This is a genomic window from Solibacillus sp. FSL W7-1464 (assembly GCF_038004425.1).
In the GTDB taxonomy this organism is placed as follows: Bacteria; Bacillota; Bacilli; order Bacillales_A; family Planococcaceae; genus Solibacillus.
The window spans coordinates 338,673-361,692 of record NZ_JBBORC010000001.1 but is presented as its reverse complement, the minus strand read 5'-3'; the positions used below and the strand labels follow the sequence as shown (position 1 = coordinate 361,692).

At 41.2% G+C, this 23,020-nt stretch carries 21 protein-coding genes and 1 riboswitch; of the genes, 6 read left to right on the top strand and 15 right to left on the bottom strand.

Features of this window, described 5'->3' with window-relative positions:
- Positions 1-30 precede the first annotated feature (30 nt).
- The 6 genes from MKZ25_RS01760 to MKZ25_RS01735 form a co-directional block, all read right to left on the bottom strand.
- The gene (locus tag MKZ25_RS01760) at positions 31-558 is read right to left on the bottom strand and encodes a hypothetical protein (RefSeq protein WP_340799870.1); all 528 of its coding nucleotides are present in this window, start codon (positions 556-558) and stop codon (positions 31-33) included.
- Positions 559-579: 21 nt separating this feature from the next.
- Complete coding sequence (locus tag MKZ25_RS01755; protein WP_340799869.1) at positions 580-1,014, bottom strand: SgcJ/EcaC family oxidoreductase; 435 nt, start codon at positions 1,012-1,014, stop codon at positions 580-582.
- A gap of 33 nt (positions 1,015-1,047) precedes the next feature.
- The gene (locus MKZ25_RS01750) at positions 1,048-1,530 is read right to left on the bottom strand and encodes a GNAT family N-acetyltransferase (RefSeq protein ID WP_340799868.1); all 483 of its coding nucleotides are present in this window, start codon (positions 1,528-1,530) and stop codon (positions 1,048-1,050) included.
- A 265-nt stretch (positions 1,531-1,795) separates the two neighbouring features.
- Positions 1,796-2,986, bottom strand: a complete 1,191-nt coding sequence (locus tag MKZ25_RS01745; protein WP_340799867.1) for an acyl-CoA dehydrogenase family protein — start codon at positions 2,984-2,986, stop codon at positions 1,796-1,798.
- Between the two features lie 10 nt (positions 2,987-2,996).
- Positions 2,997-4,169, bottom strand: a complete 1,173-nt coding sequence (locus MKZ25_RS01740) for a saccharopine dehydrogenase family protein (protein ID WP_340799866.1) — start codon at positions 4,167-4,169, stop codon at positions 2,997-2,999.
- A gap of 90 nt (positions 4,170-4,259) precedes the next feature.
- Complete coding sequence (locus MKZ25_RS01735) at positions 4,260-5,741, bottom strand: aldehyde dehydrogenase family protein (protein ID WP_340799865.1); 1,482 nt, start codon at positions 5,739-5,741, stop codon at positions 4,260-4,262.
- A 191-nt stretch (positions 5,742-5,932) separates the two neighbouring features.
- Here MKZ25_RS01735 and MKZ25_RS01730 point away from each other — a divergent pair, with 191 nt between their 5' ends.
- A complete protein-coding gene (locus MKZ25_RS01730) occupies positions 5,933-6,730 on the top strand; it encodes a TIGR00266 family protein (RefSeq protein WP_340799864.1) in 798 nt (265 codons plus the stop codon).
- Positions 6,731-6,783: 53 nt separating this feature from the next.
- Here the strand turns inward: MKZ25_RS01730 and MKZ25_RS01725 are convergent, their stop codons facing one another.
- The 5 genes from MKZ25_RS01725 to MKZ25_RS01705 form a co-directional block, all read right to left on the bottom strand.
- The gene (locus MKZ25_RS01725) at positions 6,784-7,608 is read right to left on the bottom strand and encodes an undecaprenyl-diphosphate phosphatase (protein WP_340799863.1); all 825 of its coding nucleotides are present in this window, start codon (positions 7,606-7,608) and stop codon (positions 6,784-6,786) included.
- Between the two features lie 24 nt (positions 7,609-7,632).
- A complete protein-coding gene (locus MKZ25_RS01720) occupies positions 7,633-8,703 on the bottom strand; it encodes a metallophosphoesterase (RefSeq protein ID WP_340799862.1) in 1,071 nt (356 codons plus the stop codon).
- A 363-nt stretch (positions 8,704-9,066) separates the two neighbouring features.
- Positions 9,067-11,259 carry a histidine kinase dimerization/phospho-acceptor domain-containing protein gene (locus MKZ25_RS01715; RefSeq protein WP_340799861.1) on the bottom strand — a complete coding sequence of 731 codons (2,193 nt, stop codon included), beginning with the start codon at positions 11,257-11,259 and terminating at the stop codon, positions 9,067-9,069.
- A 385-nt stretch (positions 11,260-11,644) separates the two neighbouring features.
- Positions 11,645-12,331 carry a response regulator transcription factor gene (locus MKZ25_RS01710; RefSeq protein ID WP_340802951.1) on the bottom strand — a complete coding sequence of 229 codons (687 nt, stop codon included), beginning with the start codon at positions 12,329-12,331 and terminating at the stop codon, positions 11,645-11,647.
- A 234-nt stretch (positions 12,332-12,565) separates the two neighbouring features.
- Entirely contained in the window at positions 12,566-13,432 is an 867-nt protein-coding gene (locus MKZ25_RS01705; protein WP_340799860.1) for a DMT family transporter, read from the bottom strand.
- Positions 13,433-13,553: 121 nt separating this feature from the next.
- Between MKZ25_RS01705 and MKZ25_RS01700 the strand changes: the two genes are divergently transcribed.
- Positions 13,554-13,784: a DNA-binding protein gene (locus tag MKZ25_RS01700; protein WP_339197188.1), complete on the top strand. Its 231-nt coding sequence runs from the start codon at positions 13,554-13,556 to the stop codon at positions 13,782-13,784.
- A gap of 236 nt (positions 13,785-14,020) precedes the next feature.
- Here the strand turns inward: MKZ25_RS01700 and MKZ25_RS01695 are convergent, their stop codons facing one another.
- Positions 14,021-15,007, bottom strand: a complete 987-nt coding sequence (locus tag MKZ25_RS01695) for a homoserine dehydrogenase (RefSeq protein WP_340799859.1) — start codon at positions 15,005-15,007, stop codon at positions 14,021-14,023.
- Positions 15,008-15,429: 422 nt separating this feature from the next.
- On the opposite strand from MKZ25_RS01695, the gene MKZ25_RS01690 reads away from it, so the two are divergent.
- Both MKZ25_RS01690 and MKZ25_RS01685 read left to right on the top strand, forming a co-directional pair.
- Positions 15,430-15,735, top strand: a complete 306-nt coding sequence (locus MKZ25_RS01690) for a transposase (protein ID WP_340799858.1) — start codon at positions 15,430-15,432, stop codon at positions 15,733-15,735.
- The gene (locus MKZ25_RS01685; protein WP_340802950.1) at positions 15,735-16,610 is read left to right on the top strand and encodes an IS3 family transposase; all 876 of its coding nucleotides are present in this window, start codon (positions 15,735-15,737) and stop codon (positions 16,608-16,610) included. Before MKZ25_RS01690 ends, MKZ25_RS01685 begins: the two co-directional genes overlap by 1 nt.
- 429 nt (positions 16,611-17,039) lie before the next feature.
- On the opposite strand, the gene MKZ25_RS01680 is transcribed toward MKZ25_RS01685, so the two are convergent.
- Together MKZ25_RS01680 and MKZ25_RS01675 are read right to left on the bottom strand one after the other, a co-directional pair.
- Complete coding sequence (locus tag MKZ25_RS01680) at positions 17,040-17,438, bottom strand: hypothetical protein (protein WP_340799857.1); 399 nt, start codon at positions 17,436-17,438, stop codon at positions 17,040-17,042.
- A 191-nt stretch (positions 17,439-17,629) separates the two neighbouring features.
- Entirely contained in the window at positions 17,630-18,934 is a 1,305-nt protein-coding gene (locus tag MKZ25_RS01675; protein ID WP_340799856.1) for an O-acetylhomoserine aminocarboxypropyltransferase/cysteine synthase family protein, read from the bottom strand.
- 116 nt (positions 18,935-19,050) lie between these two features.
- Positions 19,051-19,165: riboswitch (SAM riboswitch) on the bottom strand.
- A 244-nt stretch (positions 19,166-19,409) separates the two neighbouring features.
- On the opposite strand from MKZ25_RS01675, the gene nfsA reads away from it, so the two are divergent.
- On the top strand, positions 19,410-20,144 hold the full coding sequence (gene nfsA, locus MKZ25_RS01670; RefSeq protein WP_340799855.1) for an oxygen-insensitive NADPH nitroreductase: 735 nt from the start codon (positions 19,410-19,412) through the stop codon (positions 20,142-20,144).
- Between the two features lie 253 nt (positions 20,145-20,397).
- Here nfsA and MKZ25_RS01665 read toward each other — a convergent pair whose 3' ends face one another.
- On the bottom strand, positions 20,398-22,077 hold the full coding sequence (locus MKZ25_RS01665; protein ID WP_340799854.1) for a hypothetical protein: 1,680 nt from the start codon (positions 22,075-22,077) through the stop codon (positions 20,398-20,400).
- Between the two features lie 159 nt (positions 22,078-22,236).
- Between MKZ25_RS01665 and MKZ25_RS01660 the strand changes: the two genes are divergently transcribed.
- A complete protein-coding gene (locus tag MKZ25_RS01660; protein ID WP_340799853.1) occupies positions 22,237-22,878 on the top strand; it encodes a lysoplasmalogenase in 642 nt (213 codons plus the stop codon).
- Positions 22,879-23,020: the final 142 nt, after the last annotated feature.

Genomic DNA, 23,020 nt, shown 5'->3' with positions numbered 1-23,020 from the left:
CAGCTCCTGCGAGATCGCCTATTTTCAAAGTTATTCGTCCTGGTTTTCATATTTCCAAGCTAATCGTTTTTTCACTTGTTCTACCATTTCGTGATTTTCCGAATGCATTGCGTCATAGAAGTCACTGCGATTATCATAATCCCTAAAATCCATACAAATATACCGGGTAGCCTTCAGTACTTGGTACATATCTGCAGCCTCTTCTTCCGAAATTGGTGAACCATTCGCATAATCCATAAAATAGAATTTCGCATCATCTAACCTTTCCCGCCATTCGGAATGTACAGTACCTGCGCTGAAAAACAGGTCCGTTACATCTATAAATTGTTTAACAAGTTTATTGAAATCTTCTATATTTTCATCTGTTAAAGGTTCACTGAAGTCATATTCAAGAAAATCTATAGCGGTATCTCTTAAGAGAAAGTTCGCATACATGTATTGCGCGCTAATTTGATCTTCCAATTCGTTTACCCGGTCTTGCGCCGGATGGGCAAACCAAACTACCCCACATAACACGACTGTAGCCAGCATTCCCTTACTATTTTTCCAGTTAACCATTTCTATCACTCTCCACTGAAACTAAAGCAACTGTCTTAATTCTTTCGTCATTTTTTCCACTAGTTCCGGTCTTCCATGAAACTGTGCAGGGGTATTTTGAAATAACTCCACCTGCCAGCCGGTGTTCTTTTTCACAGCGACCATTGTTTGATGGGCGTTCACGGCAGGCTCAATATCGGATTTTCCAGAAGGAATCATTCCCGCAATCGCATGGAGAATAGCCGCATCTGTTCCTAGCGACCGTACATCTTTTACTTTCGTTATAAAAGGAGCGGTTGGATGCTCTTCAAAAATAGGTGTAAGATGGGCTAAAATTTCCGCTTTGCCAATTAGCTTACTGCCATCAAATCCAATTTGAACTCCCTGTTCTGCAAATTGATCAGACATTCCTTTGGCATCTCTTCTATTCCAGGCATCAATCAGTGCATTGTAAAGTTTTTGGACTTCAGTATTCATATAAATTTCTCCTCTTGGATTTTACTGACAAAGCTATACACTTAAAACCATTCGTACTGTTTTTAACGTATATCCCTCAAAAACATCATCAAACTCTTTCAGCATTTGAAAGCCTTTTGCGTCATAAAAGCTCTTGCCAATTTTATTGTCCTTTTCAACATTTACATAAATCCCCTTTACGCCGTCCAGTTCATTGATTCCTTTTTGCAATAAAGCCGAGCCAACCCCATTTCCCTGGTATTCAGGATAAAGGTAAATTGCCCCTAGTTCGGCTTTCCCTTCATCATTAACAGGAGAGAAATTCGCGAACCCTACAATATTGCTGTCGATTTCAGCTACAAAAAGATGAGAACGTTCCAATCGCTGTTTCATTCTTTCATCATTGTAGGCCGTATTTAGGAACTTTTCCTGGATTTCCATAGGAATGATCCCCTCATATGTAGCGTTCCAAGATTTTCTTGCCACATCCTGGACTTGTGGAATGTCCTCAGCGTGCATTGTACGAATTATTGCCATTTATCATTCTCCTTAAAAATCAGATTAATTAAATAATTATTATAATATTAACATGAATTTCCAAAGGCGAAGTGCAATAATTTATTCGCCTGCTTCTTCGGTTTTTCAGACACTTATTGCTACACATTCACAATAAGTAGTTGAAAATTTATTAGCCAATTTCTAAACGGTATTCGCCAGGCCCTATCCAAAACAGCCTGACCACCAGTTCCGCGCTCGCAAATCAAAAAAGCGAAAGGTGACTATAACCTTTCGCCTCATCAAATTATTCAAATGGCCAGCCTGGCAGCATACAGCGTAATTTCTTATCCGCACGTTTGCCAAGCACATAATCTGCCTGCATTAGAGTATGGATTTCGCGTGTCCCTTCATAAATGACCGGTGCTTTGGAATTCCGTAAATAGCGGGCTACCGGATATTCATCGGAATAACCGTATGCCCCATGGATTTGTACCGCATCATCCGCAGCTTTATTTGCAAAGTCGCACGCTTGCCATTTGGCGAGTGATGTTTCCCTAGTGTTGCGCACGCCTTTATTTTTCAGCTCTCCTGCGCGATACACGAGCAGGCGACTCATTTCGTAGCCGGCTTCCATTTTTGCGAGCATCTGACCGACTAGTTGATGCTCACCAATCGGCTTGCCGAAAGTTTCGCGTTTTTTGCAGTATTTTACGCTCGCTTCTATACACGCCTGAATTAAGCCGACCGCGCCTGCAGCAACAGTAAAACGGCCGTTATCCAGTGCGGACATTGCAATTTTAAACCCTTCTCCTTCTTTACCAAGCAAGTTTTCTGCCGGTATTTTGACATCCTCAAAGAACAGTTCACCTGTATTGCCTGCACGAATACCGTATTTCTCCTTTATCGCCTTTGAGCTAAAACCAGCCCATTCACGCTCGACGATAAAAGCGGAAATACCGTGATGCGATTTTTCCTTATCTGTATAAGCAAATACAAGGAAATGATCTGCGATATCACATAAGGAAATCCATGTTTTTTGGCCGTTTAAAATATAGTGGTCCCCATCACGCTTCGCAAATGAACTCATCGCCGCAACATCCGATCCGGCACCAGGTTCTGTCAGACCGAATGCGCCGATTTTCTCACCCTTTGCCTGGGGCAGCAAGTATTTTTCCTTCTGCTCTTCTGTTCCCCATTGCATGAGAGTCATACTATTTAAGCCAGTATGAACAGAAACGGCCGTACGAAATGCCGTATCCCCGCGCTCCAGCTCCTCGCACACAATTGCAAGGGAATTATAATCCATCCCTGCTCCGCCGTAGCTCTCCGGTACACAAACTCCCATCAAACCCAGTTCGGCAAGTCGCTTCCATAACCTCGTATCAAAACCGCCGCCCGCGTCCCATTCCGCAATATAGGGGATAATTTCCGCATCAACGAATTGCCTTACAGTTTTGCGTAAAAGTGTCTGTTCTTCCGTAAAATCGAAGTTCATTCCTTCACTCCTACCACTTTACAATCATAGATGAACGGTGTGATGTTTCTTTAATATCAACACCACGCTTTGCCATTTCCTGAATAAACTCACGACCTGGCACAACCGTTTCCGGTGCAAATACACCGCGCTCCCCAATCAGCCCCTTGCCTACCATTTGAGCCACGATTGAAATCGTATTTGCTGTTGCGCGGGCCATCGCCGTCACGTTTTGATCTGTATCTTTTCGTACGACCATTTCATATTCATACGTAATTTGCTCTTCCGACTTTTCTCCTGAAATAATTGCACGTAATAACACTGCATCGATATTATCACCGATATCCAGTTTCTTCTGTAATACTTCCCTTGTTACTTCCCGGACATTTACTTCACGACCGCCAGCTTCAACAGTATTATTTTTATCAAGGAAACCTAAATCAGCAAGCAATTTAAACTGCTCCGCATGACCTTTGTAGCGAATCGTCTTGTATTCGAGTGTTTTCACATGAGGGAATGTTTTATATAAAGTTGATATTCCGCCTGACGTGTAGAATGCCTCTAATACTCCGAACTCGTCAAAGTAGATCGGCTCCAATCCTGTTAAAGACTCGACCTCTGTAAGCACACCTTTTTGGATCATTTTCGAAGGCTCTGTATAGTGGTCAAATACCCCATCCAACGAGAACACACGAATATAATGCAATGGAGGTTGTGGCGTTGTTGGAATACCACCTACATAAAGTTTGATCGAATCGACAGAATCAAACTTTGTCGCCCCATAACCTGTCAAAATATTGATCATTCCAGGTGCTACACCTAAATCCGGAATAATCGTCACGCCATTATCGACTGCCTGGCCGTGCAGCTCAAAAATAGATTCTGTAATTCCGCCAATGTGGCCACCTAAATCTACTGAATGTACCCCTGTCTCAATTGCCGCTTGGGCAACACGTTTATTGAATTTATAGAACAGCGCATTCACAACTACATCACCGCGGCTGATGACATCACGCAATGCCTTGTCATCTTCTGCATCAAGCTGGACTACTTCAACTTTATCTGTATTCAATGTATTGACGAATTCCTTTGCAGGACCTGTTGAAACATCTGCTAAAAAAATCTTTTTCACATCTTCACTTTGGACTAAATCGCGCGCTACTTCTTTCCCCATCAATCCTGCACCTAACACTACTACTTTCATGTAAACATCCCCTTTTTTATTAAGTCAATTACGCATCATGCGTGATTGCGTCCAGAATTTTGAGATGCGATGATTCGAAATAAAGAATCATCAAGCGTTATTATCGATTTGGGCACGTTGCAATTTGCCGCTGTAGTCTACATAAACACTCTTCCACTCCGTATACACATCAAGTGCTGCCTGACCTGAATCGCGATGACCATTTCCTGTACCTTTCGTACCGCCAAACGGCAAGTGAATTTCCGCGCCTGTTGTTCCGGCATTTACATAGACAATCCCTGTATCAAGCAACTGCTGTGCTCTGAAGATTTTATTGACATCTTGTGAGAAAATCGAACTTGATAAGCCAAACTTTACACCGTTATTCACTTCAATGGCCTCTTCCAAACTGCTGACTTCAATCATACTAATGACAGGACCGAAAATTTCCTCTTGTGCAAGAATGCTTGATGCTTCCACATCGGTAAAAATGGTCGGGGCATAGTAATAGCCTTTTGCCAATTCGCCTTCAGATAAAATTTCTCCGCCAATCAGCAAATTTGCACCTTGCTGCTTACCGATCTGTACATAATGATTGATTTTCTCCAGTGCAGCCTTATTGATGACAGGTCCTACTTTAACGGAAGGATCCAACCCGTCTCCGATTGTCAGCTGCTTTGTTGCTTCCACAAGACGGTTTTCCAACTCCTGTTTTACATTTTTATGCACAATTACACGGCTGCATGCGGTACAGCGCTGTCCTGCCGTTCCAAATGCGCTCCACAAAATGCCTTCCAGCGCCAAGTCGAGATCAGCATCGTCCATTACAATGACCGCGTTTTTCCCGCCCATTTCAAGCGAAACTTTTTTCAGATGTTTTCCGCCAAGCTCGGCTACTTTGCTGCCTGTCGTTGTTGACCCCGTAAAGGAAATGACACGGATGTCCGGATGCTCGACAATCGCTGTTCCGACTGTAGGACCTGAACCAAATACAACATTGACGACACCAGGCGGCAAGCCGACCTCCTCAAATATTTTTGCAAGCTCGTAAGCCATAAAAGGTGTTTCGTTGGAAGGCTTCCATACAACCGTATTACCTGCAACAAGCGCAGGGAAAGACTTCCAGGTCGCAATTGCAATCGGGAAATTCCATGGCGTAATAAGTCCTGCCACCCCAATCGGTGCGCGTACACTCATCGCAAACTTATTCGGCAATTCCGACGGGACCGTTTCTCCGAATAAACGTCTACCTTCCGCTGCCATATAAAGTGCCATATCAATTCCTTCTTGTACTTCTCCACGCGCTTCTTCAATGACCTTGCCCATTTCCTTCGTTAATACTTGCGCAAGATGTTCTTTCTTTTCTTTCAATTTAAAAGCAATTTCATATAAATACTCCGCACGTTTTGGTGCAGGGACCAGCGCCCATTCTTTTTGAGCCGCTTTCGCCTTTTGTGCAGCGAGTTCGACTTGGAATTTTGTCGAAAGTGGTATCGTTCCTAACTGTTCACCATTTGCAGGATTAATCACAGGCATCGTTTGCAATGAATCATCTTCTATCCATTCTCCACCAATAAAATTTAACAGCTTCATTTCTCCACCTCACAAATTCTCATTTACCTCTTAATAATTCGACATTCTCTACTTTATTCCTTTTTTTCCTCAAAAAGAATAACAGAATAATATTATTCGGTGACAAATATTATTTTCGTCTTTTTGAAACTTTTGGAATCTTCAAGCGTATCTATTATTGTAAATATTAAATTGAATAAGGAGACATAAAAATGAAAAATCATGAAATCGACTACGTCTTACACGGCGATGATATGCAGTTTGTAGAGGTAGAGCTTGATCCGCAGGAAACAGTTGTGGCGGAAGCAGGAAGTTTAATGATGATGGAAGATCAAATTGAGATGGAAACCGTTTTCGGTGATGGCTCGGCAAATCAGGGCTCCGGATTGATGGGGAAATTACTTGGCGCAGGAAAACGTTTAATTACAGGTGAAAGCTTATTCATGACGACATTCACTAACAATGGCATGGGTAAGCGTAAAGTGTATTTCGCTTCTCCATATCCAGGTAAAATCATCCCAATGAACTTAAGCGAATTGGACGGCAAAATCATCTGTCAAAAAGATGCATTCTTAGCTGCGGCGAAAGGTGTATCGGTTGGCGTAGAATTCCAGAGAAAATTAGGTACGGGATTCTTTGGTGGTGAAGGATTCATTATGCAAAAGCTTGAAGGAGACGGTATGGCTTTTGTACATGCAGGCGGTACAATTTATGAACGCAAACTTCAGCCGGGTGAAACATTGCGCATTGATACAGGCTGTTTAGTCGCGATGACACAAGATGTAAATTACGATATCGAAATGGTAAGCGGCATTAAAACGGCTTTATTCGGTGGAGAAGGTTTATTCTTTGCAACGCTTTCCGGTCCTGGTACGGTTTGGGTACAATCATTGCCATTCAGCCGTCTGGCAAGCCGTGTGTTTGCTGCAGCACCAGTTTCACAAGGTGGTGGCGGTAAAGACGCAGGTGAAGGCGGCATCGGCGGATTATTTGATCTGTTCAATAAATAAGCACAAAAAAGGAGCAGTCCCGGATGATAATTCCGGACAGCTCCTTTTCCTTGTTAAACAGCTAAAACGATAATTAAGATTAGTGCCAGCACAATTCGGTAAATCGCGAATGGCGTTAATTTTACTTTAGAAATAAGTTTCAGGAAGAACTTAATCGAAATAAGTGCAAATACGAATGCGCTCACAAAACCGACTACATAAAACCAAAAGTGATCGGCGTTAATTTGATCCCAGTTTTTTACAAGCGACAACCCGCTTGCCCCCGCCATAATCGGCACGGCCATTATGAATGTAAAGTCCGCAGCTGTTTTATGGTCCAACCCTAACAGTACCCCGCCTGAAATCGTTGAGCCTGAGCGTGAAAACCCTGGCCAAAGCGATAGACATTGGATAAACCCTACTTTCAATGCTTTACCGTACGAAATATCATCAAGCGATGTAATTGACGGTTTTTCCGGTCCAAACTTATCGGCAATAATCATAAAGATCGCTCCGATAATCAATCCTATAATTACGGTTTTGATACTGAATAAATTTTCATCGATAAAATCTTCAAACAGTACACCAAAAATACCAGCAGGAATAATCCCGACTATTACATGTCCCAGATTAAAACGCGTTTTTTTCTGGCCTTCTAATTTATATAACCCAACTAAACTCAGTAATCGTTTCCACATAACGAAAACAACCGCCAATATCGATCCAAGCTGAATTACGATTTTAAATGTATTTGCCGAGCCGGATCCTAAAAATTCCTTTGTTTGCAGCCACATATCATCAACAATAATCATATGTCCTGTTGAAGAAACAGGCGCAAATTCGGTCATCCCTTCGACAAACCCTAAAATTAAAGCTTTTAAAAGCTCAATCCATTCCATTTTTCCGTTCCCCTTTTTGCAATCTTATTCGCTAAATTTTACATCTATAACCCATAATTCGGAGCGACTGCCGATACGTGTCGGAGGCCCCCAAAAACCAAAGCCACTCGAAACAAGCGCATGTAACTGCTCTTTTTCAAGAAGACCGTAATCCAACTCAAAAACTCTTTCTGTTATGAGATGGTTTGGCCACATTTGACCGCGATGCGTATGCCCGGAAACATGAAAATCCACACCTAAACGGGCTGGCTCATCCAAGTCCAGCGGTGTATGGTTCATGACAAACCAAGGCAGGTTTCCATCTGCAGGCTGCATCTCTTTTAAAGCTAAGCGGTTCGCATTTGTCGCATCTTCCCGCCCTGTTAAATAAAAACGATTCGCCACCAGAATTGTTTCATCCATTAAAACTTTAACATTCGCCTCAGCCATTTCCTTCTTAAATTCCGGAATTTCGTTACCGTAATATTCGTGGTTTCCCAGTACTCCGTATACACCATATGTCGCCTTTAATTTTTTCATCACTTCGCCCATATCTTTTTCGACAAAGCGCTTTGGACTATCATCGACAATATCACCCGGGAGAAGCACTAAATCGGGATTTTGTTCGTTTGAAAGTGCAACAAACTTATCCAAATGTCTTTTGCCTGACAGTGTTCCAAGATGGAAATCCGATGCCATAACAATACGTATATCGTCTCCAGGCTTATCAATTTTAATCGTGGCATTTCGAATGACCGGAGAATAGGCAAAATATGTACCTGCAATCAATAAAACGATCAGTAAACCGACAACCCCTGTACCGACCATTCTTGTTGTAAGCGGTGTAAACTTGATGATTACGTTTGCAATGATACATAGGATGAGCCCGTACTGCAAAAAGAACATCCAATAGCTGCCGAGCACCGAGAATGGCGTTAACAGTGGATGGAGCTTCCCTATAAAATATCCGTATGAAACGAGAAACAGCACTGTCCAATAAACAATCGGCCAGCGAAACTGATGAATCGACAACAGCCATGCTCTAAAATTCCAGCCAAGATAAAATGTAAAGCCACTATATATCACTAATGCCAGTATGCCTAAAAGTATACGCATCGTCGTGTTGCTCCTAACTTATTATGACCTCTACAATGTGCTATTTTACTATATTTTGAGCAGATGGCGTTAGTCAATAAAATTATCGTGTGCGGTGAGGTTTGTCGGTTTTCTAATAAATTCGGTTTTCTTCCAATAAGATGGTCACTTATTCTAATAAAACCGGGACTTTCTAATATCCTCGCCTAGTTTTCTAATATTTGCGCGAAATTTTCAAATAACCGGTCCGAATCTTCAAATATCCGATACACTTCTTCTAATAAAAACATTTTTCTTCTAATAAATCCCGCCAACTACGCAGCGCACAGCACCAAAACAAAAAATTGCAGCAAGGCACACAATCCTTGCTGCAATCATCATTCATTATTTATCCGTTGGTATACTAACTGTCACTTTAAACAGATCCCCATCAACTGCGATGTCCAATTGTCCGTCATGCAAATCAACTATTGACTGTGCAATCGCCAGCCCTAGTCCTGAGCCTTCTGTATGACGCGATGTATCGGCGCGTTTGAAACGCTCGATTAATTGGGATGCTTCCTCGTTCAGCTCGTATTTCGCCACATTTTTTACAGTCAATTCCGCATTGCCTTCATGCGACTTCAAATTGACGTAAACACGTGTGCCTTCCAACGAATATTTTCTTGCGTTAATAATTAAGTTATCAATTACACGCCACCACTTTTGCCCATCCACATGTGCATAAATCGGCTGCTCCGCGATATTGATACGTAATTCCAAATTGGCTGCTGCAAAGTCTTCTCCATGCTCACCGACCGCCTGCTGCAACAGTTGTGCTAAGTCGATTCGCTGTTTCGAAATTTCAACATTGCCGCTTGCCATTTTCGATACTTCAAATAAGTCTTCAATTAATGTTTTTAAACGATTCGATTTCGTATCTAAAATCTCGATATATTTTTTTCGCTCTTCCTCTGTGATCGATGGATTTTTCAGTAAATCCGTATACGTAATAATCGATGTGAGCGGTGTACGCAAATCATGGCTGACATTCGTAATCAGCTCTGTTTTCATCTTCTCACTTTTTGCCTGTTCATTCATACTGTTACGGACACCTTCACGAAGGCCATTTAAATTTTCGGCATGTCTCGCTAAAGGCGAATTCCCTTTCACTTTCAAATCCTTTGTAAGTCGGCCATGCGCCATGTTTTCAGTATGCTGCATAATACGGTTCAGGTAGCCCATACGACGCATAAAAATGAAGAGCGCCGGAATGAAGAACACTACAAATAAAAACATATAGAACAGGAAAACACCGAAACTTGCTGATGCCACAACAACAGCAAATCCAAAACCGCCAAGGAAAACAACAACAAGCAATATGAAAGACTGCAACCCGATCGAACGATTTTCAAACATTGAAATCGCACCATCTACAAACTTCGACGCAAATGTTTCCGGCCAGATTTTTTCCAGATCCCGCTGCCCTTTTAAACTTACCCATATGGAGACAACCATAAAGACGACCGCTGCAATAAACGCAAAACTGATAACACCGGTTACGATGAAATTCAGAAGAAGGTCGGAACGATTAGCCGTAAAGTAATAGATTAGCCCCTGGATGGATCTTGTAAAGGCACCGCTACATATAAACGCGAAGTATGTTGCAATAAGGTATATGACAAATCGAATATCAATCGGTAAACGTTCAAATAGTTCACGTAGCTGGAACTGGCGATTGAATTGTTCAAGCGTCGGTTTTAAAGACGTCATCAATAAAACAAAACTGATAATCCCTGCAAGAATAATGCCATAATAAACATATTTCGTAATGATAAATGCACTTTTTTCATTGCTATGATTGTTTTCAATCCAACTTGCCGGGACTGTTACAACACCCGAAATATCCGATAAATCCTGCTCGAGTGTGTAGCTATCTTGCAGAACCCCCATGCTATCATACTCATAATAATTAAGCGGATAGAGACCTGAGAGGTTTTTCCCTACATTGTTGACCGTTTTTTTAAAGACACTATTTTCACTAATATCGCCATTACGGTAAACTTCACCGGTTTTCTTATCTTTAAATTCATAAGCAAAGTGATCGTATTTGCTCAAAACTGCTTTCTTTTCTCTTTCAATTTCTTTAAGCTTCTGCTGAATCGCTTTTTTCTTAATTGCTAGAATTTTTTCTTTTACATACTCATCATCTTCAAAGTTTTTCTTAATGTCGGCAATTTTGGCATCACGGTCTTGTTCAATTGCCTCGATCACTTCCTTATCTTGTGTTGCATTTATTTCGTCTACGTACTGCTCTTTAATATTTTGAATTTGCTCAGCAAGGGAGCCGTAATATGTGCGGTAAGCCTCAATTTCCTCACCCGAGACTGTTAAAGCTCCTTCAAAATCCTTTTCCATCGGCGTGTTAAACACATATTGCGAGAACTCGTATACTAAGTTCTCTGCCTCGTTGTTATAATTTTGCGATTCATAAAAGGTTTTACCTATATAACGACCGCCATTAGTAAAAATTAAACTGACAGCCGTTACTACTACAAATATAAGAAAAAGCTGGAGGTATAATTTATTGTTTTTCATTTTTCTTCCTCCTCACTTAATGATCAATTACGCCTCGGCGTAATTTTGTCCAGATTTTTTTGAGTTAGGCCCACAGGACGTGGGTCAGTCAGCCTTTGTCGCACGACGCGACGTTTTTAGGCTGACATCCTTTCCTTTGAAAATCTGTGACATCCGCCGGGGGCATATCTTCATTCCAGCAGGCTATTGAAGTACCCGCTGCATCAAATAAAACAAGTATTCCTTACCCACTTACAAAAATGGTTGTTTTCCGCTGAATGAAGATAAAAAATATAGGAATTGCTTTACTAAAGGCACAAAACGCCCAGTCAAATAGTCGATAAAATACGTCCCGAGAAAGTAAAAACCAAATGCTGCGCCGAGTGCTCCAACCCAAGAGAGAATTTTACTTTTCAATTTTATAACCTAATCCCCACACTACTTTTAAATAACGGGGGTTTTTCGGATCGGCTTCAATTTTTTCTCGGATTTTGCGGATATGCACTGCAACAATATTTTCGGCATTATAAGCGGGTTCATTCCAGACGAGCTCATAAATATCGCTGATGGAATAGACACGCCCCGCATTCTTTAGTAGAAGCTCGGTTATTTTATATTCGGTCGGTGTCAGCTTTACAGGAGTTCCGTCCACACGGATTTCCCGCGCCGCAGCATCCAGCTCAAGCCCTTCCACAAGAGGAACGGATTCCCCTGCCGTGCCGAGATTTACATAGCGTCTTAGCTGCGACTTCACGCGTGCCATCAGTTCAAGCGGGTGGAACGGCTTTGTAATATAATCGTCCGCCCCTACCGAAAGCCCGTGGATCTTATCGGTTTGTTCCGCCTTTGCACTGAGCATAATAATCGGGATATTGCGTTCTGCACGAATTTTGAATGTAGCGGTAATCCCATCCATATTCGGCATCATAATGTCTAAAATAATGCAGTGTACTTCATTTTGTTCAAGCAGTTCGATTGCCTCAAGCCCGTCTGCCGCTTTTAATACCCGGTAGCCTTCATTTTTCAAATAAATTTCTATGCCGTCCCGGATGTCCTGATCGTCATCTGTTACAAGCACCGTCAGCTGATTCAACTTGCTCACCTCACAACTTTCTTGTTCTCCATCATAGCAAGCGGTTGATTTCCACTATTTAATGAAGAGCCAACTTTTTCTTATAAGTTTATAATAAAGCCCATTTCTTAACATCTCACTACTGTAAATCTGAAGAAATTCTTAAGATTTCTTATCTAAATTAAAAGAGATTTCACTATAAATGCGATTTGTTCTACTTTCAACGCTTAATTATGCCAATAAAAAAGCTGCCTCCTATGAAGCAGCTTGCTTTGTGCCGAATGTTAGCACAACTATTCCACCTAATAATAAACTAACACCGATCCATGCAACAAATGTTAAATGTTCCCCTACTAAAAACACTCCGAGTAATGCGGCTGTCAAAGGTTCGGCTAGACTCAATGTGACTGCAGCTGAAGAACTGATTTTCTTTAAGCCGCCTAAAAATAGTATGTATGCCAAACTTGTAGCAGCAAGTGCCATAAAAAGAATCGGCCAAATATTCACGCCTTCTTTCAGCCAGCCAAAACCGTCTTTCGCTGCGAGCGGCAACAATAATAAGGCACAAATGGAAAAAGTCATTGCAACAGCAGGCAATGTCTCTTCCCGTTTCATCAGCTGCTTGCTCACATTTGTATAAAGCGCAAACATGGAACCTGCTGCCAGTGCTAACCCAATGCCAAGTGGATTGATCGCCGTCTCACCTTGATTCATAAACAACAGCAGGCAGCCGACAATAGCAAGTACTGTCGCAATTGCCCATACAAGGGTTGGCCGCACTTTCCAAAAGATCCACTCGATGAACCCCGCAAATACAGGCGCACTACCGATTGTCACAACCGTCCCTACTGCAACCCCTGTAAATCGGACAGATGTGAAGAACAGGCTTTGGAATAAAGCAATCGCGATCGCAGCTAAAATGGTCCACTTCCATGACCAGTTACGAAAAGAAATTCTCCGCATGGCCAAAACCGCAAGCAGCAACACTCCGCCGCCAATACCAGACCTTACACCCGCTACCGCAAAGGAAGAAACCCCTTCCGATAAAAAGGTTTGCGTTGTCCCGACCGTCCCCCATAGCATTGCGGCCAGCAGCACAAACAGATACGGTAAAATATTCACGTCCCACACCTCATTTAATTATATTAATTATGCTATCATACGTTGTAAGTCTATTCGAGATGAAGTTTTATTAAAATCGTTTTATAATAAGGTTAACTAAAACTAAAAAGGAGGCATCATGATGTATAAAACGGTAGAACAAACTGCAGCAGATATAGGCATGCCTGAACATCAGGTTTTACAGTACATTTATGCCGGTCGCATTAAAGCAGTGCATGATGGTGAACACTTTTTAATTAATAGTGCGCAATTTGAAACATACCATCAGCAACTCGAACGAATCAAAGAAGAGATCGAGATCTGGAGGAATACGCCAATTCCCGAAGATGTCGATATAAAAGATGAAGACTAAGAACAAAAATGTTAAAGCGCCCGTTTAATTCCGTCAGTCATTGGAGGGCCCTCAAGCAAAATTAAACGCTTCACCACTTATGCTTGAGGCCCAATGATGCGAGGAGTTGGCGCTTTGACCTGGACGGAGACCACATCTTCCATTAAAGTTATCCCCGATGCGAGATTGTCTAAATTCATTAAAAGAAAAGAAGCGAATTCGTTCATCGAGTTCGCTTCTTTTTTAATCTTTCTTATTTATATTGTTACTGTAAACCCCGCACGTTTACCGATAATTTCAGCATAATCCTCTACCATTACACTTGCTGTCGGATACATCCCCGCTCCTGGCCCAATTACAGATAATGTTCCGATGTAGTTTGTCTCCATCGTCACTGCATTGAACACATCATCTACCGGATAAAGAGGATGTTCCTTATTCACTAGTAGTGGTGCCACTTTCGCCTGAATTGTACCGTCTTCGAGTTTTTCTACTTCCGCCACATGACGATAACGCAGACCTTGCGCTGTTGCTTCCGCTACTTGCTCTGATGAGATTGTATCGATGCCGATTACTTCAACATCTGCCCAATTTGGCTGTTCCCCAAATGCAAGACTTGATAAAATCATAAGCTTTTTAAATGCGTCCTGTCCCGATACATCGTTAAATGGATCGGCTTCTGCATAGCCTAATTGCTGCGCTTCTTTTAATGCCTGTTCAAAGCTCCAGCCTTCCGCACGCATCTTTGTTAAAATATAATTTGTCGTTCCATTTAAAATTCCTTGAACACAGCTTACTTCGTTGACAAGAAGAATATTTTTCATTGTTTTAATAATCGGCACTCCGCCTGCTACCGTTGCCTCGTAGCCTACGAACACACCATTTACTTTCGCCAATGCTTCAAGCTCTTCGCCCCGTTTTGCAAGCATGACTTTATTCGCTGTAACAACATGACATTTTGCCTCAACAGCGCGCTTTAAGTAAGTGAATGCCGGCTCTTCATTTACGATCGCTTCGAATACTACTTGCAGATCATTTTCCGCCAATACGTCATCCATTGATTCCGTCATTAAATGCATTGTGCCCGGTACGCGCTCACTGCTTGCATCGGTTACTAAAATCTTCGCGACCTCCAGTTCAACACCTAGCTTTTCGCGAAGCTCCTGCCTCTTTTCATTTAAAATATGGTAAATTCCCTGACCTACAGTGCCAAATCCTAAGATCGCTGCCTTGATTGTTGCCATTGCCTTTCTCCTCCAAATTCTTAACACACATATATTAACGAATAATTCAAAAAATTTATCTTAAAGAAAATTCTATCCTATATAATACATGAAAACAAGGAAAATCTCGCCTGGAAGGACATTTGTTTACTGTAAACGGTCAATATTCATCCAAATTTTATTTTTTAAGAGCTAATTTGGGGGCTACGGTGTAAATATTTCCAGTCTTTTAGTGTATTTGGGCCAGGTGGTAAGAGTGTTGCGGGAACTTCTAATATATTCTGAAATCATCTAATATATTTTTAATTGTTCTAATATAACTGAGATATTCTAATATAATCGTTTAATGTTCTAAAATAGGGCTGCATTAGGCTGTTAGTATAAAAAATGGACACGGAATTAAGAGAGACTTATGATTAAGTTAAGAAAAAGGACGTGTCGAAATGGAAAAACAAAAAAGAACTAGATTACCAAAAGAAACTCAAGATTACATTATAAAGATGATTCAGGAGGAAGGCGTAAAGGTTCGTGAAATGTCACGTAAATTTGAAGTCGGCGAATCCACTATTCATAGATGGTTGAAGATATTGCGTGATCAAGAGAAGCAAAATTCAAACGGATCTAAATTTATTACAACCAAAGATCATGAGAAAATGCAGGCGCAGTTCCAAAAAGAATTGCATGCGTTGAAAGAAGAAAATGAAATTCTAAAAAAGGCGATGCACATCTTCGCGAAAAACCAAGAGTAATTTATGCGTTTATTCAAGAACACGCAGGAGAATTTCCGATTGCGAAGATGTGCAAAGTATTAAAGGTATCCAAAAGTGGTTACTATGCCTGGTTGAAGCGGGAGACTGCGCCATTAACGGAAAAGCAACTTCAAGATCAGGCGTTAGCCAAGCAAATTTTTCAAGTCTTCATTCATAATCTCGGCGTTTATGGGAGCCCTCGTATTCACGCAGAATTAAAAACCGATCAGCACAGTGTTTCACAAAAGAAAATAGCCAATATGATGCGTGATTTAGGTCTTAAAGCAACGCCTCCAAAAGCGAAATTCGGGAAGAAACAACAGGCTACCCTCCACACGAAATATGAAAATGTGCTGGGTGGAAAGTTTGAAGTCGGAACCCTTAATAAAGCATGGGTTGGCGACATTACATATATTTGGACAGAAGAAGGCTGGTTATATCTAGCGACTCTAATGGATTTAGGCTCTCGTAGAATTGTGGGCTGGGCGATGGCGGATCATATGGAAACATCATTAATTGAAGAGGCATTGAAGCACGCCTTAAGTGTACGTAAACCAGCAAAAGGTTGGATTCACCATTCGGATCAAGGAGCGCAATATACAAGTGATCACTATACTGATCTACTGACAAAGCATGCGGCAAAAATTAGTATGAGTCGCAAAGGTACACCGGGGGATAATGCGTGTATTGAAGCTTTTCACTCAACAATAAAAAAAGAGTTAATTCACCGTCAAACAATTGAGACGATTCAAGAAGGAAAGAAATTAGTGGAAAACTATATTATGTACTTTTATAACGAACGAAGAAGGCATTCAAGCTTAGGATATCTATCGCCAAACCAATATGAGAGACAGCTGCTTCAAATCGTTGCTTAAACTGTCTCGTAAACCCCCTCTTAAGGTCTTTCATGGGGGAAGGTTACGCAGAAACCTTCCCCCATGAAAGAGCAGAGCAACCGAAGGGCGGTAGCAAAAAAGTCTCTCTTATTTTATTGTCCGTTTTATTGACAGAAGTACCATTATGCTAATATCTTCGTTCAATTTTCTAATATCGCTCCCATTTCTTCTAATATCCCTTACCATTGTTCTAATAAAAGTGTAAACACAGTTTTCTGCACCCGTATTTCGCTCGGAAAATAGCAATCCCAAGCTCCAAATTCCCCAACTTCCAATAACATTACCATTTCTTCTAATATCCCCAAAACTTCTTCTAATAACCGTCTTCATTCTTCTAATAAACACCCTGCACAGTACACAAAATAAAAAAACACTAGCAAGGGGACTCGCTAGTGTTCCGGAATTATTTTAAACTGCCACGTTTATATCATTATAAGCCCGTAAACGATAGGCAGTTAAAATTTTGGTCATGACGATTTCCTCTTTTGCCGAGTAGTCAGGGACCGCGTATGGGCGCTCTACTAACTGAAATTCACCATATTTTAAAAACCATTCTCTGGCTGGCGATAAAATATGGGCTGTACCATGAATTTTGTATTCCTCGGCAACTTCTTTTACAACATAACCCACTGTGGCAAGATCATGAGCTTGTTCTGAGAAAGCACTGTGTCCAAAAACATGCTGCCACATCGTATTCACATCCGCCAAAATTCGCTGGATAGCGCAAGCGTTCACAAATTCCTTTACGTCATTAAGTTCATAAATAATATAGGCTACTACGTTTTGCGCACTGTATACTTTCCCCATGTTGAACAACTCCTTTTCTTCCAATGATGCTAGAACATCACTTTAAATTTTTCCGGTCGGTAATTTTATTATCCCAATTGTATTACTTGGTATTAATTTTGTCAATAAAACTTATATAAATAGTGGGAATTAATTTTCTAAAAATTGCTTAGCTTTTCGAATGGGAAAAGCAAAGCCTTTTTCCTAAAGTACTATGCGTTTGTTTCTATCCCAACTTCAGCCGCAACCTTCGCTAATGCCTGATCTAAATCCGCGATAATATCTTCTGCTGCTTCTAATCCGATCGATAAGCGAATGAGCTCTTCCGATACGCCTGCAGTTTTTAATTCTTCCGCAGATAACTGTTGGTGCGTTGTGCTCGCAGGGTGGATAATTAATGAACGGGCATCCCCAACGTTTGCTACATGAGAGAACAATTCCACGTTATCGATTACTTGGCGGCCTGCTTCACGTCCGCCTTTAATACCGAATGTAATGATAGATCCGAAACCGTTTTTCAAATATTTTTTCGCTAAATCATGCGTTGCAAAATCTTCGAAGCCGTTGTAATTTACGTATTCCACAAATGGGTGGTTTCTTAAATACTCGGCAACTTTCTGTGTATTTTCATTGTGACGGACAATACGCAAATGAAGCGTTTCAAGTCCTTGCAGGAAGTTAAATGCTGCGTCAGCAGATAGAGTTGGACCAAAATCACGCAATAGTTGAACACGAAGCTTTGTCGCAAATGCAGCGCCTGCTGTGTCAATCCCATAGCGTAGACCATGGTAAGAAGTATCCGGTTCTGTAAATCCTGGATGTCTTCCTTGTGTCCAGTCGAACTTGCCTGCATCCACTACAATCCCGCCGATCGTCGTCCCGTGACCGCCAATCCACTTTGTTGCAGAATGGATGACAACATCCGCACCGAATTCAATCGGATTACTTCCGTATGGGGAAGCAAATGTACTGTCGATTAATAAAGGAAGGCCGTTGTCATGGGCGATGTTTGCTACCGCTTCAATATCCAATACTTTCAAGCTTGGATTTCCGATAATTTCAGCGAAGATTGCCTTCGTTTTATCCGTGATTGCCGCCTGGAAGTTTGCAGGATCTGATTCATCCACAAATTTCACTGTAATGCCGTAGCGAGGCAATGTAGTTGCAAATAAATTGTAAGTCCCACCGTAAAGTGAACCTGCCGCAACAATTTCATCCCCTGCACCGGCAACGTTTAAAATAGAAAATGCTACTGCTGCTGCGCCAGATGAAAGCCCTACTGCAGCTGTACCCCCTTCTAATAAAGCAACCCGTTCTTCAAATGCCCCGACTGTCGGGTTCATAATACGTGAATAAATATTGCCTGTTTCCTGTAATGCAAATAGACGTTGCGCATGAGCTGTGTCGTTAAATGCATAGGCCGTTGTACGGTAAACCGGAACTGCGATCGCCCCTGTTTCCGGGTCTGGCTTTTGACCCCCGTGTAATAATAAAGTTTCTGGTCTTAAATTTGTCATTTTATTACCCCCAAAAATTTAATCGATGGTGAAATCGGTGTTTTTGAGGAGGATTTTTTAAATGAAAAAAACCCTCTTCAGTTAAGAAGAGGGTTGCGCATGAGCAAGTTTGCCTCCTCTTATCTTTCAAAATGTTTGTCCATTTTGTAGGAATTAGCACCTTAGTCAGTTCATCACTTACTGGTTGCCGGGCATCTCAGGGCCTATTCCCTCCGCCGCTCTTGATAAGAGTTATGTGATTTGTGTTCCATCGTTGTGTCTCAGTATAAAACACACTAATCCGATATGTCAACACAAAAAAATTAAAATTTTCAGATTTCTATTCTGATTGCTCTTATCTGTATTTAACGATATGCAAAAATTCCATCCCTATGAATTGAACAGACGCTAATAATCGACTTCAAGTAAAATATTGACTAAAATAAGCTTGAAGGATACACCATCAAGTTTTATTACATAAAAGGGAGATGTTCACGTGAATACAAAAGAATTATTACGCAGTCATACATCTGTTCGTAAATATACAGGTGAGGAAATTTCAAAAGAAACTGTCATCGATTTAATCGAAACAGCGCAAATGGCGGCAAGTTCGCATTTCGTACAGGCATACAGTGTCATTTGGGTAACGGATGAAGAAAAGAAAACGAAGCTTGGGGAGCTGTCTAAAAATGAATTTCAGTTTAAAACAGCGGGTGCTTCTTTCCTGTTTTGCGTAGATTTTAAGCGTTTGCAAGTAGCTGGTCAAAAGCACGGGGTTGATATTTCTGCTGACACGGCTGAAAACGTGCTTGTAGGGGTAGCAGATGTTGCGTTATTTGCCCAAAACTTCGTTATTGCAGCTGAATCAATGGGTTACGGCATTTGCTATATCGGTGGTGCCCGTACAAATCCTAAGGAAATCAGTGAACTGTTCAATTTACCGGAGTACGTTTTCCCGTTGTTTGCGATGACAATCGGTACACCGACAAAACGCAATGAAACAAAACCGCGTTTACCGGTAGCTGCAGTATTGCATGAAAATGGCTATGACGTTGCTAAATACGATGCCCTTCTAGATGAGTACGATGGGATTATGGAAGATTACTACAGTAGCCGATCTTCGAATCAAAAGACAGCAACATGGACGAAACAAATGGCCGATTACTTAGTTGAACAAAACCGTCCGCATATTAAAGACTTCCTCGCTTCACAAGGCTTTACTTGGAAGTAAGCTAATAAAAACCAAAATGCTATTTTTCTCTCTGAGAGAGAAAAATAGCATTTTTTTGCTGAGCGTTAAAAATTGATTTCCATTCCGGGTCGGATGCTTTCCGCGGGCGTGGCCTGAGCCTGTAGTCTCAGGCGTCACGCTAATCCCGCTGGAGTCGCCTCCCCTCCATTCCAATCAATTTTAAATAGCCGTTTCTTAATAAGGGTTTCCTTCTTTTTCAACGGTACTTCTACTTCTGCCCAAATTTCTTTATTTATTTCAACCCTTCAATCTGCAATGCTTTTACAGGTTGGAAATCTTCTCCTGTTTTTGCATACGTAATCGTTGCCTGGTCACCTTCTTGCAAATAGATTGCAAATGGTGCAACTTCTGTAGAAACGATGAAGTTTTCACCTGTGTTCGCCAGGAACGATACGATTGTAAAATCACCTACACGTTCTTTATAAACACGCACGACTTTCACCGTCGCTTTTGCCTCTTCGGCATTCGAAGTACCGTCTACCGTACTTCCGCCACGGCTTAGCGCTGTTTTATAAAGTCTTAACGCTTCATTTGGTGTGGTACCAAATGCCGATATTTCAGGATTTGCCGCTGACACAATGAAATAATTTTGCAGGAATCCGTTCGCATCAAGTACAGCTGACAGCCAGCTTGCTTCACCGTAGAAGTTGTAAAGGATCGGCATTTCGCCTTCCCATTCTTTTTCGATGAACTTTTTCTCAATAATTTCAAGAGCCCCTTGTGAATCCATATAGGACTCTTCCAGATTTCCTGTATAGTACGTTGCTTCACCAGTACGTGCATGTGTTAATGCATAACCTAGCATCGAGTCAACGCCCTCTTTTGGACTTGTAAAATCAGTGAAATAATACATTTCTCCGTCTTCCATAAAGATCGGGCTTACATTTGCTTCCGTACCTTCATCACTTGGCAGTTTAACATCCTTTTTGCCGACAAGACTGTTCCAGAAACCATGCACGTAGTTACCGTAATAACTGTTTTGCAAACTTACCGCTTCCGGTGATACAGCACCATCGATAAATGCCGGTACATCTGCAATTGCAATTTTTTCTGTTGCACCCGTCTCCGCATCGACAAGTACAACCCCTTTTACATCAAAGCCGTTACGGGCAGAAATAAATTCACCGTATGAACGGATGTAAAATGGTTTACCATTTTCATCAATTTCCAGCTGCGGATCCCCGTAGAAAATTAAAGCCGGATTTTGAAGACGGATATGACGCTCCAGATTTTTATTTAAATAAGCAGACGGAACATAGCTCATTTCAGCATTCACAAACTTTGGATTATCGCTTGAGTCAGTTGCACTCATCGTGAAATAACCAGGTGTTGTTTTTCCGTTAAACCATTTAAAGAATCCTGAAAACTCTACAGGTGCAATGTAAACATACTGATCATTCACTTTTTGAATTTGCAGATTTCCTAATTCATAGTAGCTCGTGTTTGGCACCTGCCCAAACGCTTTTTTCATTTTATTTTTAACAAACTTCGGCGGTACACTTGCCGGTGTTTTCGTCTCATCAAAAGCCGAAATTTCCGTCTCTTCCTTCATCTCTGAAGACTTGAATTTTTCATCTGCATTTAAAAATGGCGCACTCACTAAATAACCAATCCCAATAATACTGATAAGCACGATCGCCGATTTGATTTTTTGCTCCTTACCAACAGCAAATATTGCCCCGATAATCGCTACAACAGGTATTACGTATAAAAAAATCGTCCAGCTTAGATCGATTTTAGAAATATATACTGTTAAGAATACTGAAATAAAACTTATTATAAATGTTGTAATGAATAAGCTCGTAAATGTTTTTGATGAAAGCTCCTTATTGCGAACTTTTTTTGATAACGGCATTAATAACAATGTGATCAAAAGTGATCCAATTGCCGTTATTAGCAATAATTGTCCCATAACAATCACCCTCTCTTACTTATTATGTACGAATAACCTCCCCAAAAGATTCATAAACAAGTAAAACTGCATAATTTCTGGCATAATAGAGCATATATTGCATTTTTTCCAGAATGATAGTTTAGTTAGATGAAACATTTTAACTTAGGGGGTTAATGGATGGCACGTAAAGTTCTGATTTTACTGTTCTTCGCGCTTGGCTTGTACTATGTATTCTTTTTCGAAACGATTGATAGTTCACTGAAAATGGTCTTTAAGCTTTTGCCAATGATTTTGCTTATAGCACTCGCATTTTCAACGAAAGTACAGGTGAAATCTCCGTATTATTGGCTCATCTCCATCGGTTTAATTTTCTGTGCGGTTGGCGATTATACATTGCAGTGGTTCATCGTTGGGTTGAGCTTTTTCCTGATCGGCCATATTTTCTATATTTTTGCTTTCCGTTCAACAAATCAGCAGTACACACCACTGTATGTAAAAATTCTTTTAGCTTTATACGGTGCGGTGATGATGTTCTGGATTGCGGGAAGCCTGCTGCAAAAAGGCGACACCGTACTTGCCATTGCAGTGACCGCTTATATTTTCGTTATTTTAACGATGGGATGGACATCATTTCGAACAGGGAGTAAATTTGCTGTCATCGGCGCCATCCTCTTTATCATGTCGGATTCGGTATTGGCCATTAATCGCTTTATGTTTGATGTTCCCGCTTCCCATATTCTGATCATGTTCACGTATTACGGCGCACAGTTTTTCCTCATGCTTAGTATTACTGAATACTACTCTAATCGATTACGCTAAAGCGTAATCGCGTCCAGATTTTTTTGAGTACTCTCAAAATATATCACTTAAAAAATCTGTGACATCTGCCAGAGGCTTATCTTCACTCAGCGGGTACTTAAAGTAGCCGCTGAGTGAAGATAATTAGTTCAAAAACCGAAAT